The 16096-nt window shown below is 44.8% G+C and carries 14 protein-coding genes and 2 pseudogenes; 9 read left to right on the top strand and 7 right to left on the bottom strand.

Annotation, left to right across the window (positions count from 1 at the left end):
* Positions 1-72: 72 nt before the first annotated feature.
* Entirely contained in the window at positions 73-804 is a 732-nt protein-coding gene (locus QL223_RS01190; protein WP_039849897.1) for a glycosyltransferase family 2 protein, read from the top strand.
* Between the two features lie 41 nt (positions 805-845).
* Positions 846-2123, top strand: a complete 1278-nt coding sequence (locus QL223_RS01195) for an LssY C-terminal domain-containing protein (RefSeq protein WP_281543604.1) — start codon at positions 846-848, stop codon at positions 2121-2123.
* 70 nt (positions 2124-2193) lie between these two features.
* Here the strand turns inward: QL223_RS01195 and QL223_RS01200 are convergent, their stop codons facing one another.
* From QL223_RS01200 to QL223_RS01210, 3 genes are all read right to left on the bottom strand, one after another.
* Positions 2194-3534: an ATP-binding protein gene (locus QL223_RS01200; RefSeq protein WP_281543605.1), complete on the bottom strand. Its 1341-nt coding sequence runs from the start codon at positions 3532-3534 to the stop codon at positions 2194-2196.
* Complete coding sequence (locus tag QL223_RS01205) at positions 3524-4183, bottom strand: response regulator transcription factor (protein ID WP_002538405.1); 660 nt, start codon at positions 4181-4183, stop codon at positions 3524-3526. Before QL223_RS01205 ends, QL223_RS01200 begins: the two co-directional genes overlap by 11 nt.
* Before the next feature lie 98 nt (positions 4184-4281).
* Positions 4282-4911, bottom strand: a complete 630-nt coding sequence (locus QL223_RS01210) for a LysE family translocator (RefSeq protein WP_281543606.1) — start codon at positions 4909-4911, stop codon at positions 4282-4284.
* A 148-nt stretch (positions 4912-5059) separates the two neighbouring features.
* Here QL223_RS01210 and QL223_RS01215 point away from each other — a divergent pair, with 148 nt between their 5' ends.
* Positions 5060-5848: a class III extradiol ring-cleavage dioxygenase gene (locus tag QL223_RS01215; RefSeq protein WP_281543607.1), complete on the top strand. Its 789-nt coding sequence runs from the start codon at positions 5060-5062 to the stop codon at positions 5846-5848.
* Here the strand turns inward: QL223_RS01215 and QL223_RS01220 are convergent, their stop codons facing one another.
* Entirely contained in the window at positions 5849-6679 is an 831-nt protein-coding gene (locus QL223_RS01220; protein WP_281543608.1) for an AraC family transcriptional regulator, read from the bottom strand.
* Positions 6680-6698: 19 nt separating this feature from the next.
* Positions 6699-7292 (bottom strand): LysE family translocator, encoded by a 594-nt coding sequence (locus QL223_RS01225; RefSeq protein WP_281543609.1) that lies wholly within the window; start codon positions 7290-7292, stop codon positions 6699-6701.
* A 477-nt stretch (positions 7293-7769) separates the two neighbouring features.
* Here QL223_RS01225 and QL223_RS01230 point away from each other — a divergent pair, with 477 nt between their 5' ends.
* The 4 genes and pseudogenes from QL223_RS01230 to QL223_RS01245 all read left to right on the top strand — a co-directional run bounded on the left by QL223_RS01230 (position 7770) and on the right by QL223_RS01245 (position 14163).
* A complete protein-coding gene (locus tag QL223_RS01230) occupies positions 7770-10475 on the top strand; it encodes a hypothetical protein (RefSeq protein WP_281543610.1) in 2706 nt (901 codons plus the stop codon).
* A gap of 118 nt (positions 10476-10593) precedes the next feature.
* Positions 10594-11547: pseudogene (locus QL223_RS01235) on the top strand (helix-turn-helix domain-containing protein); the annotation flags it as partial.
* 24 nt (positions 11548-11571) lie between these two features.
* Positions 11572-11984 (top strand): annotated as a pseudogene (locus QL223_RS01240) (peptidase T); the annotation flags it as partial.
* 961 nt (positions 11985-12945) lie between these two features.
* The gene (locus QL223_RS01245) at positions 12946-14163 is read left to right on the top strand and encodes a diguanylate cyclase (protein ID WP_281543611.1); all 1218 of its coding nucleotides are present in this window, start codon (positions 12946-12948) and stop codon (positions 14161-14163) included.
* Between the two features lie 80 nt (positions 14164-14243).
* Here QL223_RS01245 and QL223_RS01250 read toward each other — a convergent pair whose 3' ends face one another.
* Positions 14244-14711 (bottom strand): ASCH domain-containing protein, encoded by a 468-nt coding sequence (locus tag QL223_RS01250; protein ID WP_039850627.1) that lies wholly within the window; start codon positions 14709-14711, stop codon positions 14244-14246.
* Between the two features lie 147 nt (positions 14712-14858).
* Between QL223_RS01250 and QL223_RS01255 the strand changes: the two genes are divergently transcribed.
* Together QL223_RS01255 and QL223_RS01260 are read left to right on the top strand one after the other, a co-directional pair.
* A complete protein-coding gene (locus tag QL223_RS01255; protein ID WP_039850626.1) occupies positions 14859-15122 on the top strand; it encodes a DUF5062 family protein in 264 nt (87 codons plus the stop codon).
* A gap of 57 nt (positions 15123-15179) precedes the next feature.
* A complete protein-coding gene (locus QL223_RS01260) occupies positions 15180-15644 on the top strand; it encodes a DUF3429 domain-containing protein (RefSeq protein ID WP_281543612.1) in 465 nt (154 codons plus the stop codon).
* Between the two features lie 66 nt (positions 15645-15710).
* On the opposite strand, the gene QL223_RS01265 is transcribed toward QL223_RS01260, so the two are convergent.
* On the bottom strand, positions 15711-15983 hold the full coding sequence (locus tag QL223_RS01265; protein WP_002542441.1) for a hypothetical protein: 273 nt from the start codon (positions 15981-15983) through the stop codon (positions 15711-15713).
* Positions 15984-16096: the final 113 nt, after the last annotated feature.

The raw sequence follows: 16096 nt of genomic DNA on the forward strand, positions 1-16096 counted from the left end.
AACGCAGTACTCACCGGGCGTTAAGTGTGGGTTCTTTATTCTCTCTCCATCAATCAAATGAAGGAGAAAGAAATGGAACCTATCAGCGTAGTCATTATTACCCTCAATGAGGAAAAGCGTATCGGCCGACTGCTGGATGACTTGGTTAACCAGACTCATCAGGACTTCGAAGTGGTGTTGGTGGATTCAAATAGCGACGATGCGACTCGCGATGTTGCTCGCTCATTTGAAAAGCACCTGCCAGCGTTGACTGTGCATCGCATGGAAACCCGTGGTGTCAGTCTTGGCCGTAACACGGGCGCTTCCATTGCCAACCATGAACGTGTGTTGTTTCTCGATGCCGATGTGCGTTTAGAACCAGAATTCCTCGAAAAATCATTGAAAGAACTGAATGAAAAGAACCTCCAGGTAGCTGGTGTTTACATGGGTGCCAAGGCGCTGCCAGCGGTCCAGAAGGTGTGCTACGCAGCATTTAATGGCGGCATGTTTGCCACACAGTTCTTCTTCCCGACAGCCGTGGGCGCATGTATTTTCTCAACCCGCACAGCACACAAACAGCTCGAAGGCTTTGATGAAAAAATCACCCTATGCGAAGACTGTGATTACGTTCGCCGTGCCAGCAAGCTGATGCGCTTTCGCTTCATTAATCAGGCTTTCCAGTTCGACCCGCGCCGATTGGATCAAGACGGCATGGTTGCAACAGGCTTTGTATACCTGAAGGCCAACTTCCGACGCTTCTTCTTCGGTGAGATGCGCAATAACGAAATGGAATACCGCTTTGGTCACTATCAGGACCAAAAGTAAGCCCATCGGAATGAATGAGAGCAAAGGACTAAGAGGTCATCATGTTTGAGTCTATCGGATTATTTCTGGGCGCTTTTCTCGATGCGCTGATAGGCCCCAACTTATTTGTGCCAGCAGAGCCTTTCCTGCTGGCCGCGGGTTACCAGCTGTACGACGGCATAATCACAGGCGTGATTATGGTATTGCTGGGAGGTTTTCTCGGCGACCAACTCAGCTATCTGGCAGGACGGAAATTCGGTAAACCTGTGCAGCAAAAACTGATGAAGTGGCAGCCAAAAACCCGCAGAGCATTTGCACGTTGCCGACGTTTGATGGTGACAAAAGGAGCCTATGCGATGACCTTCGCCCGACTGTTGGGGCCGGTTGCCTGGGTAGTTCCCTTTATGGCTGGTTCACAGAAGGTCTCATGGGGACGTTTCACGCTCTACTCGACAATCGGTCTGATTCTGGGCGCTGGGCAGTTCATCCTCTGGGGGTATTTGTTGGCCGCAGGCGTTGAGCAATTTCCTCTGTTGGACACGATTGTCTCGATGGTCAGCGAGCACCAATATAGCTTAATGGCCATCGCGGCGACCGCGATTCTTGCATGGGTAGGCTATGCCTTCCAATGGAAGAAGTTAGTGCCAAAAGTCAGTGCCTTCTTTCTGGTCGCCATGCTTGGCGTAAATTACAGCCACTACTTCTGGTACGCAGACAACTTTGTCGACACAGTGCCGACAGAGACAGTAACGCCAGTTTCACTGAGCTACAAAGTTTACCCTGGCAAATCGCCATTCTTTGATGCACAAGGGGTGAATGTGCTTTATGTTGGTGAGTCGCCAAGAACCATGATGAATGAATTAGGTTGGCTGGAGAATCAAACTTTCTCTCGTAACGATATTGACTGGGCTGACTATGTTGATCTGCTGAAAGGCCAGACACCACCTGTATCCGATTTATTCTGGAATGAACGTCCTCAGGATATGGCGTTCCAACTGCCGGGCGACTTACTGAAACGCTCACATATTCGCTGGTGGCAGGCAGGGATTGATAAAGATTTGAATCAGCCTTTGTGGGTAGGCGCCATTAGCTATGACGATGGGTTAAAGCTGACCATGTATTCAGGGATCATCACGGTACTACACAGCATTGACCCGAATATCGACGCAGAGCGCGATGAACTGGCGAACATGATCAATACGCAGCTTCCTCAGCTTTCAACAGAGTACTATCAGGCATTGACCCCGCTGGCGGTGGATGACCAGCACGATTATTACAGCGATGGTAGGGTGTTGGTGGTTAGCGACAACGAGATATCGCTGGCGAATGTTAGCCCTTAAATGAAAAAGAGCCGCCATGATTGGCGGCTCAAAATAGTCCGAACTCTTCTTACCTTGAGGTCAACAGACCCTAGCGGGCGAGCTTCACTGTTAGCACCGCTTTCAATCCGCCCATGCTTCCCTTGGTTAACTCGAGACTTCCGCGATAACTGTGGGCAATTTCATTGACGATATTGAGTCCAAGGCCCGTGCCGGGTGTGGATTCATCGAGTCGGACACTGCGTTTGAGCACGTTGGTCAGCTCTTCGTCGGGAATGCCTTCTCCATCATCTTCAACACAGATTTGAACGGTTTCTTTTCCCGCATCGATAGCGTAAATCCGCACCAAGGTGTTTGCCCATTTATAAGCGTTCTCGATGAGATTCCCCAACATTTCATCCAAATCTGCAGGGTCGACGGCAACGTCAAATTCATCATCAAGCTCGTTAATGACAATGACTTCACGAGAAGCATAAACCTTGTCGAATGCCAGCGTGATCGCATCCACCCGTGTACTCGGGTTGGACTTCACCGCGAGGATATTCATTGAGCCTGCGACCCGAGCGCGACCAAGGTGGTAGTCAATCTGGTTCTGGATACGCTCAATTGAGGGCAGCAGCTTTTTCTGGCTTTCCTCATCCAGTGAAAGCACGTCATTTTTAAGCACGGATAAAGGCGTTTTGAGCGCGTGGGAAAGGTTGCCCGCATGTTGTCGGGCACGGGAAAGTAACTCGTGATAGTGAAACAGTAAGGCATTGAGATCGGACACCAGTGGCGAGACCTCCTGCGGGTAGTTAGTGCTGAGGGCATCTTGCTTACCCTCTTTAAGTTTCACTAACTCCCGTTGCATGTCATTAAGCGGCAGCAGCGACCATGCGACTTGCAAGCCAACCAGCACAATCACGCCCACAAACAGCATGGATAAAATCACCCAAAGCTTACTGGAGAGGCTTTGCAATACGTCTTCGGTGGGATCTTCGTCGATACCAATTTTTACGGTGACTGGCGTTGTTCCGCCTTTGGGTACGAAGGTCTGGGTAATGGTGATGAGAGGTTCTTTCCTCGCACCAAGCATCTCCTTGATGGGCCCGTCGGAGAGTTTGAAATCTTTGTCCTCCAGCGATGGTGAACGCAGCACCGTCGTTCCCTGAGTAATACGCCAATACAGCCCACTGAAAGGACGCTCAAAACGGGCGTCTGAGAGAGGCTGTGCCAACACCAACTGCTGATTTTCATCAAGCTGTAAGTTGTTGGAGATTTCATCCATCGACAGCTGCAAGCGCTCTTTGGTCGCCGTTACGAGATAATCATTCATCAGCACTGGGATTCCGATCCCGGCAATAGAAATCATGACGGTTGCCCAAATCACGGTTGCCAAAAGCAGGCGGCTTTTCAGGCTCAGTTTGCCGATATAGCTGACTCTACTGCGCATTGAGTTGATACCCCAACCCGCGCACGGTTTTGATAATGTCTGGCGCTATCTTCTTGCGTATTCGCCCAATGAAAACTTCGACGGTGTTAGAGTCGCGCTCGAAATCCTGCTTGTAAATATGCTCAACCAGTTCAGTTTTGGAAATCATCTTCTCAGGGTTATGCATGAAGTAAGCAACCACTTTGTATTCCAGCGCGGTCAGCGTGACTGCCTGACCTTGCCAAAGCACGGTCGACGTTCGGGTATCCAGGCTCAAGTCACCCATTTGTAAAACAGGCGATGCACTGCCGGAAGCACGTCTTAGATGAGCACGAAGTCTGGCAATAAGCTCGAGCATTTCGAACGGCTTGGTGAGGTAGTCATCCGCACCGGCATTCAAACCTTCAACGCGCTGCGAAAGGGTATCGCGCGCGCTGAGGATGATAACCGGGGTGTTGATATTCTCGTCACGGATGCTTTTAAGTACTGTCAGGCCATCGATTTTCGGCAACCCTAAATCGAGAACAATGGCATCCCAAGGCTCTGATGTGGCGCGATACAGGGCATCGATGCCATCTTCAGAGAGCTCCGGCACCCATCCATTCTTTTCTAAGGTATCGAGTATTTGTTCACTTAACTGTGGTTCGTCTTCTACCACTAATATTTTCATTTCTTATCCTGTTTGATCTCGGACCTTCCCCAGAACTATCACAAGTATGGTTGAGGAAAAGTGAAATTTAGGTAAAACAGCGAGCTAGGAATAGAAGGCTACTCTCTGCTCAAGGCGATTTTTCCTGCCAAACCAATCAAGAGAACACCTGAGGTCCCTTCAATTACACGTGAGAATCGTTGTGATTTCGCCGATGAGAACAACCAGCTTCCAACAATGGCATACGAGAGGTTGCAAAGTGTGGCGGTGATGCAGAAGACGACACCAAGAAGCAGAAGCTGAGATTCAGGTGAGGCCGCTTTCGGGTCAATAAACTGGGGAAGGAATGACAGGAAGAACAACGCGACTTTGGGGTTCAACACCGCCACCATCACGCCCTGTTTGAAAACATTGGCGTTATTGCCTGCATCGGACGCGCTGATAGTGATTTTCGAGTTGCCAGAAAAGAAGTTTCTCAGCGCACAAATACCTAAATACAAAAGGTAAGCGGCTCCCAAGTACTTCACCGCCATAAAGGCGACAGCGGAATTGACGATAATCGCCGAAAGACCAAATACCGCTGCGAAGGTATGCACGAAGTACCCTACACCTAAGCCTGTCGCGGCACGAAGCCCCATCTTTAGTTTTCCTGCCATGGTGTTGGACACGATATAAACCACATCCTGCCCGGGGATCAGATTGATAGAAAGTGAAGCCACCACAAACAGTAATAAGGTTTGGATTTCCATATCAGCGCCTCTGTTCGATTTTTCTGAACAAGATTGTCAATTTCAAGCGGTTAATTATTCGACTATATCTGCTGTAACGTTAGATATCGATACCGCTGAGACACAGAAACGAGAAACTTCGCGGGAGGTTAAAAAAGGAGACACATCAATGAATAAGACCCAACCAGTTCTGTTTTTATCGCACGGTGGTCCAACGCTGGCAGTAGATGACAGCCACGCTTCCCGGTTTATGAAATCGCTTAGTGGCACACTCGACAAACCTAAAGCGATCGTCATTTTTTCAGGTCATCTAGACAGTGATGACGATGTCGTGATTACTTCCGGTGCCTCGCCTTCGGTGATCTACGACTTTTACGGCTTTCCAAAGCCGCTTTATGAACTGACCTATCCTGCGCTGGGCGCACCTTATCTGGCCAACAAAATTGCAGATATGGTGTCAGCATCTGGCTACAAAGCCGTTTTAGATGAAGATTTGGGCTGGGACCACGGTGTTTGGATCCCGCTACGACTCATTTATCCCGATGCGGACATTCCCGTGGTGCAGGTATCTATCAGCAGTAAGCAAGGCGCAAAGATGAACTACGAGCTCGGCAAAGTGCTCGCGCCGCTAAGAGAAGAAAACGTTCTGCTGATTGGCTCAGGCGCGATAACCCACAATCTTCGTGAAATTTTCAGCCGTCAGAAAACGCCAAATGGCTCTGCGATGGCAGAGGCGTTTACGGATTGGATTGCGCACAAGCTGGAAAGCAAAGACCACGAAGCGGTAGTGAATTATCTGACTGACGCACCGAATGCTCGCTTTAATCACCCAACGGATGACCATTTCCTGCCATTGGTTGCGGCGCTTGGTGCAAGCGGGGAAGATAACGCGGTACGCATTCACCAGAGCTGGCAAGATGACAAACTGCTGGCGATGGATGCGTACCGATTCGGCTGATTAGCTGCCGATAAAATGGGACTGGTAGTACTTAGGTGTCACTGCCAGTTTCTTTTTGAAGTGGCGCTGAAAATGCGCTTGATCGGAAAAGCCGAGTTCGAAAGCCACTGCTGAAATTTCTTTGCCTTCACGAAGCAGCACTTTCGCGCGTTTGATTTTTTCATCCATCAGGTAAGCATGGGGTGGCAGGCCAAAACGCTGTCTGAATGCACGAATTAACTGATAGCGGCTCATTCCAGCTTCTTCTGCCAAACTGTCGAGCTGATGGGTCTCAGTGAGCTCATCCAGCATTTTTTCCCTGACTCGCAGGACATCGCCCTCACGTTGAGTTTTCTCTGCGCTCAAGCCGTGCTGCCAAAAACTGGATTCAATAAAGTCGTAAAACGCCACCTGCGCCTTTAGTGGACTGTTGTCATCTATCAATGCTTCCAACAACGCCAGAAAACGGGTTTGAATGAGCGGATTGCGCTCCAAATCGTTCTTGAAAGGCGTGTAGTCCTGACTGTAACCACGGTGTGTATGTTGAAGGATGTCCTGTTGGATTTCGCCCATTTTCAGCGTATCGGCGAACAACATGCTGTAAGACCAGGTGTTGCCCTTTGGATTGCAGGAATGCACATCAGCGGGATTAATGGTGACGATATCGCCGACGCGAACATCGTTCACGCGATGGCGGTTTTTATAGTCAGAATGGCCTTGCTCAATAATGCCGAATGAAAACTCATCATGGGAGTGGGCTTCATAACAGGCGCGGCTTTGATTGGCGACGCGCATTTCCACCCAAGGCAACAGCGTGCTTTGTTTGAACTGAGTGGTGGTGTCCTTTTTCATTGCTCGTCCCAGACCCTAATTAAATCCAAATTGCCGCGACAGACAGTGCCAATACAATCGCCATCACTCTATTAAATTGGCGCTGATGAGCAGGGTTTTCAAGCTTGCTGGACAAAATATGTCCAAGTGCGGCCCAAAAGCCGATGCTAATCAGACATACCAGCAAAGAAACGAAAGTATACATCCCCAGCCAATAGACTTCGTTTTCCCTGCCAACCACATAAATGCTCACGCCGGAAAGGGCATATAACCACGCCTTGGGATTGAGAAGCTGGGTGATGGAACCTGTCCACCAACCTGATTGCGTCTGTGCGTTTTTCTCAATGGCGGAGACAGGTGCCATGAAAATTTTGTAGGCAAGATACAAAAGAAATGCGCTGCCAAGGAGCTGCATGGTGGTTTCCAGCGAAGGGATCAACGACAGCAAACTTTGCATCACCCCACCACACAGAATCACTACCAAGGCATACGCCAGCGAAGCCGAGATAACGTGTTTAATGGCTTCTTTTAGCCCTTGGGTAATTGCAGTGCTGGTGGCGAGAATATTTACTGGGCCGGGTGTGACCGCACCGACAAAGGCAAAGGTGGTCATCGCCAGAATCAGACTGTTCATTGCTTTCTCCTTTCTAATGAAGAAGACGTTAGCAAAGCCAGAAGGGAAGTTATTGAACGATATTGCGCCGGATTGAATCTGAGATCTTCCAGAAAAGTATGAGTTGGACGTAAGTTACACGACGCCTCTCAACAGATTCAAAGTGATCAATATGTAGACATATAAGTGTCTAATTCTCAACTTTGTTATCTAGTGTAATAAATTTCGTTATAATTTTTTTTCTTTCACAAAGAAAAATAAGTATCCAAATGGAATAATAAAAGATCGAAATCTTTTCTCTAAATGTGACTTTCTTTTCTTTCAAGTTATTACGTCTTAATTTTAATGCAAAATTGCTTTCTTTCTAAGATCTAAATATTTTTCTTTTATTTGAACTCATGCTTTTGCCATGCTTTATTTATTAGGCAGTCGGCTTTTTAAGTGCTCAAAAAACAATGCAAATAATGATTGACAATCGACTTGATTTAGGTGGAAATTATGAAAATACAAAAATTGGCAATACTGATAAATATGGCGATGTTAGCGCCTCTTTCTTCATGGGCAAATGTACCTCAGAATGTAGATGAACGTTGGCAACAGCCGACAATAACTACTCATCCGGATAAACCCTATTACCCAAACTCTAATGTTATAAATAGAAAGAACCTTTTCGATTGGAGAACGCAGCATTATCAAGTTGGAATGGAGAGTCTTTATGGTTCTCAAGAGTTTAAACTGAGTCCTTTTTATATTTGTGAAATTGAGTCACTTTATAATGTTCCTGGTGGGCAAGTATTAACAAAAGACATTATGGGGCCAAGTGGGGAACCAGTAGGAACTAATTGTGCCCGCTCTATTTCTAGATCGATCTTAGACAAAGTACCGGATATGGATCCAGATAAAGGTTGGGAAATTTTAAAGTTCAACTTGGGTTATAAAATGTCCCACTACGAAAATGCAAAAAAAACATGGAGTGCTGATGGAAATGACAGCTGGTCGTCAAATCAGTACCCCTACATTATTCTTTACAACAGGCTGACTGCTAAGTTGAGAGTCATGTCCTATATGGGGGCAAATGACATTGGAACAGGACTGTCTGTAAAAATGTCTGTAAAAGGTAAGGCGAAAATATTCAATATGAACCAATCCTCCGATGCAAGATTTTATCAAGAATCAGTGACTGGGTTTGGTGGAATAAATAATGTTCAAGACGGGGGATGGGGACTAACTGATTTTGTTGTTGAGTTTGACCCTTGTGCTCCAGGTGAAGATATAGACTTGGATATACATATCTTCCCTAAGAAAGTAGAGAAACTTGAATTATATGGTCATGCGGTTGGAACATCAAATAACATCACTGATGAAGATATCGGAAACCCCAAGAAATATCTGATGAATGTTTCTGATAGCCTCGAAAACAACTTAGACCAAGCAGGTAACTATACGGTTTCAGAATTCGATGACTTACAGGATCTTTTTTCGGGTGTGAATGACGCGGGTGGTCAATTGGCTACAGCTAGTGGTTGGATGGATGCTTTTAGCGGACTTATGGGCGCTTTATCAGGTGCGACAGCTGCTGCTGGAAAAGGACCGGTGGTGGAAGGTGGCTTGACTGCGGCTTCTGGCGTATTTTCGCTTATAGGCGGAATATTGGGTGCCCATTCTACCGCTCCTAGTGAATATAGCAAGATCATGCCTCAGATTTCCTTTTCAGAAGTGTATTTGCGAGGAGAGTCCAGCACACAAGATCAGGGTATAACAGTTAAATTGAAACTACCGGGTAGTCGCTCAACCGTTTGGAACAACGATCTGGATTCAAACGCTTCATCCAGCCGTTCTTATCCACTTTATGATGAACCAATGGGTTTATTTACACTACTGACTACGCCGACCGTTCATACTTATAAGAAATATGAAGAGATATCGGATAAAAAAGGCTTTGAGGTTACAACATCATTTAAACCATCAAATGTCATTTTTGCATCAAACAGCAAGTCGGGTTTAAATTTTAATGGTTGGCACGGCCAGAGTGAAGGGGATGTCGCTGTTACAGGTCGAATAAAGGTAAAATACCTAGCAGGGCCTGATGCCACAGTAAACTTTACAAATTTTAATGATATCGATGGAGATAATAGCGAATATAACTATGTGAATGTGACAACTAATGGCAGAGACATGAAGCTCTATACTGTTGTTTCTGATGATGTACCTTTGATGCATTTATATAACAGACTTGGAAATGGAACAGGAGTTCCTAAAATTACTGCAGTCGGTGATACTGCATTGGTTGATAATGTCTCTTTAGTCGTGACGGCCAAAAACCATGGCAGTACAATAAAAGATCATAATCTTAATTCCAGTATTAAACTAATAGATGAAAAAGACGATAATGGGGATAGGCTACCATATTATCTAGCGATGAAGGAATATCCTGTAGAGTTTAACAGTCATTCTAACCAAGAATCCTTTGACCCAAGTGAAGATATAGATAGGCTTATCAAGACGAAACAGCTAAGAAACGTAACACATGACAATGATAAGCTTGGTTTACAACTAAACCTAGGAAGTAATAATGGAATAAAAATACAAGGTTACTGTGAAGGTGAATATAACACTATTCATGAGATACGTGAGGATAATGAATATTCTATTATAGCTGATGAGGATATGAAATACTTTGCCTTTGACCCAAAAAAGGTTTCTTCGCCTGGTGAAACACATCTTAAAGTAGATCGAGAGCAATGCGGTTTTTGCGCACGTTCAGAAACTTGGCCGTTCATTTCATTTAATTTAAATGAATATATTTCGCGCTATGGTTTCCGAGAGCCAAAAGAAGTTAACCTTCGACTTAGGAGAATTAAAGTGGATGACTACGCTTACCATAAAGTTGATGTAAGTGATTATGCCAGTCATTATCTCTTTAGTGCCAATAAATCGACGCCTGCTATGACAGATAACGCATGGGGTGAGCAATCGCCTAAAGGAAGTGTTCCAATAGGTTGGAGTTTTTATCCTGATGCGCGACTCAATGTCACTGAACAGTTCAAAGAAGCACTAAATCGAGTGAAAAATAGTAATGGTAAATATGAACTTCCAAGAGTGTCACTTGTTTTAGATTTCGATTACGATATAGGTAGTTATGAAGTGTATTCTTCAGAAAGTAATCGCTGGGCAGCACCACAACTTATCATCTACTTTGATTAAATGAAGAGGCCCTATCAGTTCTCTGATAGGGCTTGCAAATTTATATAATAAAAAATTATTAAACACTAATTAGTAAACCATGAAAATAACTTTATAAAAATTAAAAGATAGGATCCTTATGGTAAGCATTATTGAGCTAAAAAAATATCATGAGCTTTGTTCTTCTCTTGGTGTAGATGCCGATTATATTCTAAGAAAATTTGGAATTGTAGATGTGGATCTATCCGATGAATATAAAAAAATCCCTTATGAAACGTTTGCTAGATTAGTCGAATATGCTTCTTTTATATGTCATGATGATTTATTTGGGATTAAACTTTCAAAGATGAATGGTTGTAACTTCATTGCACCCTTGGATATCATTTTTAATACATCATTAACATTATCTGAGGCTATATATTATTTGTCAAAATATGTTCATATGCATGCTAGAGGTCTAGAAATAAGTCTATCTGTTGACAGCGGGATTGCTAAATTGAATATAAGAAATGTTAATTTTGAAATTGATAAATATAATAACCTTTCTCAATATCTATGCCAACAATTGTATAATTATGTTTCTCTATTTGAAGTATTCGGCGACTCCCTTTTTGGTGTGAATTTGAAACAGAAAAAACCAAGATTAAATAGGAGCTTAACGACCGAAAATATTCAATTCTCTAGCGGTTTTAATGGTGTTAGGTTCCCGGGAGACTGGCTGGGAAATCGACGTGACTATAGTGAAAATAACAACAATGCTAGTATAGTAAGAGTTTTGTATCATTGGGAAACGAAAATAGAAGAGAACTTTATAAGTAGTGTAAAAAGTGAGATAAGAAGAAATATATCTAAAAATGTGTCTATAGGTGAAATTTCAAGAAGGTTTAGCATGACCGAAAAGGCATTTAATCAAGCAATAAGAAGGGAAGGATTTATATATAAAGAGTTAGTAGAACAATGCCTAATTACATACTCTAAAGAAATGTTACTGGATGGCAGTGTAAGGGTGTGCGAGCTTGCAAAGACGCTTGGCTATGAAAGTGACTCTTCATTTACCCGTGCATTTAAAAGGTGGGTAGGCATATCGCCTAAGAAATGGCAAACCAATAATAAGGTTAAAGACTAATACAAAAAGAGGTGAGTAACTTTACCAAAGATGGTTATCAAACCCGGATGAACTTCCTGAAAAACCTTGCTGAAAGCTGTGGGGCTTTATGGGGTGAGGGAAGTGTTTTTATCACGCTGGCAGATCGCTATGAGAACGTGGCAAACAGCCTGGAAGGTGATGCTGGCTTCCCGATTGATATTGCCAAGTTGGCTTACGTGCGCAACGATATCGAGATGAAAGCTATTCCGATGCGTGGCGGTTATGACGGTGCAGTGCTCTCCCAGAAGGGGTTGCCATGCCCGAACATTTTCACTGGTGCGCATAACTTCCATTCAATCTATGAATACCTGCCGGTGAAGTCACTGAAAGCTGCCAGTTCTGTGGTAGTGGAAGTTATCAAGATCACAGCTGAACACGATTAAACGGACACAAGCTTAGAAGAAAGGCGAGCCAGATGGTTCGCCTTTTTGTTGTCCTTACTCCGTAGGGGGTGTTGACCTTTGGTGATGATTTTTGCAGCAGTTTGTGGGGGTTTTATGCAAGGCAGAGGCTTCGATGTGTAGCTCGCCTACATGAGAAGCCGATAACGCAGCAGAAATTCCCCGCAAACGCTGCCCGAAGGGTTCTGCTATAAGCGTTTTATGCTTTGTTGAGATGTATTTGCTTAGAATCACTAGGCGGCATACACCTCGCCGCGCCTAAAACGCTTATAGCGAGAACAAAATTTAACCACCAAAGGTCAACAGCCCCTATTATCAGGCGGAGTAACAGCGCAGGAAGGTTTGTCTTTATCAAGATCAGAAGACGCGCAGCAACTGCTCTTGATTGGCTTGCGGGAAAATACCACGCCAATCGCCAGAAAAACGATACACACCAGAAAAATAATCACGGTAAGAACCAAAGTCATGACTTAACCTTTTTCGTTTCTTTTTTATACAGTGTTCGCGATTTTTCGGTTTTCCACAATGATTAATCCAGTAAGCTGTTGTCGCCTTCTATTTTCTCAAGGTTATCGATCCAAAGTTATAATCCGTTTTCTGTAATAAATGTGTACATATTCTCTCATATATAAGATTGCTAAAATAACATTTTTTACACCATATAAATCACTGTGTTGACCTCCCAGAAACGCAGTGGTCATGCTGGTTTTTTGGCGACTTTCTAAATGGTGAATTATCCCTTTCTTATTGTTTTTATGAGATTTTTAAGCCTCGTTAAATCATGAGGCCGATAGACAGCTAAAGAGCAACGGTGATGTCTATTTGAATAGTGTATGAATGTGGAAGTGCGATTTGCATTGTCGTAGTTGAAAATTTTAATAACCCTGTATGAATTGTTGGCTATTGTTAAAAATGTTACTTGTGGGGGAATAAGGGTACGACCTTGAGCAGAAAAATACTGGTCGTAGAGGACAGTCGCGCTTTTAGAAATTATTTGAATCAAATCTTAACTCATTCAGGTTATGAGGTTCTTTTGGCTGAAAGTTACGACGCCGCAGAAACGATCTTAAAATCAGAACCAAACCTATTATGCGCCGTGTTGGATTATTGTTTACCAGACGCCCAAGACGGTGAAATTATTGACCTCTTGTTGGAGAAAAATGAGAGAGTCATTGTTCTTACGGCCATGTTTCAGGATGACATCCGTGAGAAAATGCTGGCGAAAGGGGTGCTGGACTACATTCTGAAAGACAGCATGGTGTCAGTCTCTTATCTATTGCCACTGATTCAGCGCCTGACGAACAATCAACGACATAAATGTCTGGTCGTGGATGATTCGATGACGGTTCGTCATCACTTGGTGCACTTGTTAGAGCACCAGTATATTCAAACGTTGCAAGCGGAGAATGGACTACAAGCGCTTGAACTTATTCAACAGCATCCGGACATCACCTTGGTGCTCACTGATCACGATATGCCCGTTAAAGACGGGATCTCCATGATTCATGAAGTCCGCCAAAAGATTGATAAAAACCAATTGGCAATACTTGGAATTTCCGGAAGCGATGCCAACACTCTCACTGCCCGCTTTCTAAAAGCGGGTGCCAATGACTTCCTTAAAAAACCTTTTAACCAAGAAGAGTTCTACTGCCGTGTTCATCAGGTTCTTGAGATGAAAGAGGCCAATTCAGACCTATTCCGAATGGCAAATCAGGATGCGTTAACTGGGTTGTGGAACCGTAGGTTTCTGTTTGGGGAGGCGTCTGGCTGCAACGAGAGAATACGTAACATCGCCATGTTGGATATCGATTTCTTTAAGAAGGTCAACGATAACTATGGTCATGATGTCGGCGATGCCACGATTGTCATGGTCGCAAACATCCTCAAAATCTATTTCCCGAATGAGGTGGTGGCGCGATTTGGCGGAGAGGAGTTTTGCATACAGGCAGATGGTCAATTCGAGGACTTTGTCGCCAGTTTGGAAAAAATGCGTCAGCGCATTGAGAGAACGCCAATACCGCACCAACAGGAAAATATTCAGGTGACCATCAGTATTGGCGTATCAAATGTGATGGGGAATCTTGATCAACAAATCAAAATCGCCGACGACCGACTGTATGAAGCGAAGGGGAATGGGCGTAACCAAGTGGTGTACCAATAAACTCAAGGCTTTAACGACTGCCAACCCTGCTGATACCTTTATCTTCAGGTCGTTTGGGATATGAAAATGAAGTGGTTTACTCAGCGCGGGTAAACCACCTCAAACCTCTCTAACACCAACAGCATATCCTCTTTCATTTCGATACCCAGTTCTTCGCATTCCTTGCTGAAGAAGTTCCAATGGGCTTGCCGCCACCACGTGTAGCTTTTGTCTCCTTCACCTTCTGAAGCAGCAAATTCCGCGGTGACTTCATTAAACGGGCAATCGGAAACGTCAGTGATTTCGATAATGCAGTGTGGGTTGCCATACCAATCGGTCACAACATGCAGGTGGCCGACTTGTGGACGTTCTTCACCTTCCTGACTGTACCAAAGCTCCATACTACAACTTGCGCGCTTTTCACCTTTCTTAATCAGTTCCGCACACGCATTGGCGTTGTATTCGTCGGCGCAGAAATAGTCTGCTGAAAAGCTGGTGTAGTTGGCACGTTGTTCCCGGGAAAGGGTATCAAGGAATGCGTTTAGGTAGTGTTGAGAGCGAGCGTCCATTTCATCTGTATCTTGAGTAGTTAGAGACACTATTTTGCGGCTAGGGTATTGATAAGTCATGTTGTGTTTGAGCTTCTCTCGGTAATGGTCACACTGTTCCGTCTTATCGTCTGCTATGCTGGCGAAAACAACAGCCGGAGTAACACCATGAAAAAAATTAAGCATGAGGCACAGTTGCTCAAAAAAGCGCTCCAGATTGGTGAGCAATACGCCCGTAAACGTGGCTTCGCTACCTTCGATGAGGGGACGTCGAATAAAATAAAAATTGAGTGCATTTACAGGTTGTTAGTCGAAGATAAGGTGTTAACGCCTCTCGCGTCAGACAAAGAAGATGGGCCAAACATGAAGCATAAACTGGTGCTTTGGATCCATAAGCAGCTTCCCGAAGGGCATCCTTTACTTCAGGACTGATCGGTTTACTTCTCAGATTGCGTAGCGAGAAATAAGGAATAAAAAAGCGAGCTAGTTATGAAGAAAACAGCGTTGATATACGGTGCATTGGGACTTATCCCGTTTATTGCTTTCGGTGTCTTACTCCCTCTCTGGCCAGATGCATGGCAGCACAGTTTAGTGAACGCCTTTAACAGTTACAGTGCAATGATTCTGGCGTTTCTCTCTGGTGCGGTGTGGGGCATGACCATTAGTGGTGCACGGCCAGACAAGCCAAATAACGGATTAACGGTAGGGATTGTGTTTTCACTGGTGGCGGTCGGTGCATTGCTGATGCCAATGCCTTACTCCATTTACCTGCTGATTGTTTCGTTCGCCATATTGTTCATTTTGGAAGTCGTGCTGATGTTCAAAGGGGTTTATCCCTTCTGGTACACCATGATGCGAGCTTTACTGACAGCAGTGGTGGTGGTTTGCCACATCTTCCTACTTTATTGGCTCAACGATCTTAGCGTGATGTCAGTGCCGATGGAGCAGGTTTAATCGCATCAAGTTTGGAGCTTGAATACAAAATAGCGCCCTGGGGCGCTTTTGTTCGTTCTAGGAGACTTAATCTTCTAAATCATCCTGCCAAGGCATTTCTGGCAGCATATCCAAGTGTTCTTCGTAGCGCTTGAGATTGAATTCCCCTTCGCCTTTTGCCACGTCATAAATCTCAACCATCAGTGCGCAGGCGATGTACTCCAGCGCTTCCTCTTGCGTTGAGCCCGTCATGCGAAGACGCATCAGCGTTTCTTTCACTTTCTTCGGGTTGTTGTCAGCCAATTGGTTTTCAACGATCTCAATCAGATTCTCACTGGTCAGGATATCGTCATCATTCATGTTTTTACGCCTTGCGTTAGAGTCGAGATTACGGCGTATGTTAAGCGAAATAATGTGTCTTTCACAGGGCTTTCCAATGTCAGAAAGAAAGTGCCATGCGCCAGTGAGACAGT

The sequence above is a fragment of the Grimontia sp. SpTr1 genome, from assembly GCF_947387585.1.
Classification (GTDB): Bacteria; Pseudomonadota; Gammaproteobacteria; order Enterobacterales; family Vibrionaceae; genus Enterovibrio; species Enterovibrio indicus.

Bases quoted from the DNA above. Each gene is read 5' to 3' on its own strand.
- QL223_RS01190 (WP_039849897.1), top strand. From the start codon at position 73: ATGGAACCTATCAGCGTAGTCATTATTACCCTCAATGAGGAAAAGCGT.
- QL223_RS01195 (WP_281543604.1), top strand. From the start codon at position 846: ATGTTTGAGTCTATCGGATTATTTCTGGGCGCTTTTCTCGATGCGCTG.
- QL223_RS01200 (WP_281543605.1), bottom strand. From the start codon at position 3,534: ATGCGCAGTAGAGTCAGCTATATCGGCAAACTGAGCCTGAAAAGCCGC.
- QL223_RS01205 (WP_002538405.1), bottom strand. From the start codon at position 4,183: ATGAAAATATTAGTGGTAGAAGACGAACCACAGTTAAGTGAACAAATA.
- QL223_RS01210 (WP_281543606.1), bottom strand. From the start codon at position 4,911: ATGGAAATCCAAACCTTATTACTGTTTGTGGTGGCTTCACTTTCTATC.
- QL223_RS01215 (WP_281543607.1), top strand. From the start codon at position 5,060: ATGAATAAGACCCAACCAGTTCTGTTTTTATCGCACGGTGGTCCAACG.
- QL223_RS01220 (WP_281543608.1), bottom strand. From the start codon at position 6,679: ATGAAAAAGGACACCACCACTCAGTTCAAACAAAGCACGCTGTTGCCT.
- QL223_RS01225 (WP_281543609.1), bottom strand. From the start codon at position 7,292: ATGAACAGTCTGATTCTGGCGATGACCACCTTTGCCTTTGTCGGTGCG.
- QL223_RS01230 (WP_281543610.1), top strand. From the start codon at position 7,770: ATGAAAATACAAAAATTGGCAATACTGATAAATATGGCGATGTTAGCG.
- QL223_RS01250 (WP_039850627.1), bottom strand. From the start codon at position 14,711: ATGGACGCTCGCTCTCAACACTACCTAAACGCATTCCTTGATACCCTT.
- QL223_RS01255 (WP_039850626.1), top strand. From the start codon at position 14,859: ATGAAAAAAATTAAGCATGAGGCACAGTTGCTCAAAAAAGCGCTCCAG.
- QL223_RS01260 (WP_281543612.1), top strand. From the start codon at position 15,180: ATGAAGAAAACAGCGTTGATATACGGTGCATTGGGACTTATCCCGTTT.
- QL223_RS01265 (WP_002542441.1), bottom strand. From the start codon at position 15,983: ATGAATGATGACGATATCCTGACCAGTGAGAATCTGATTGAGATCGTT.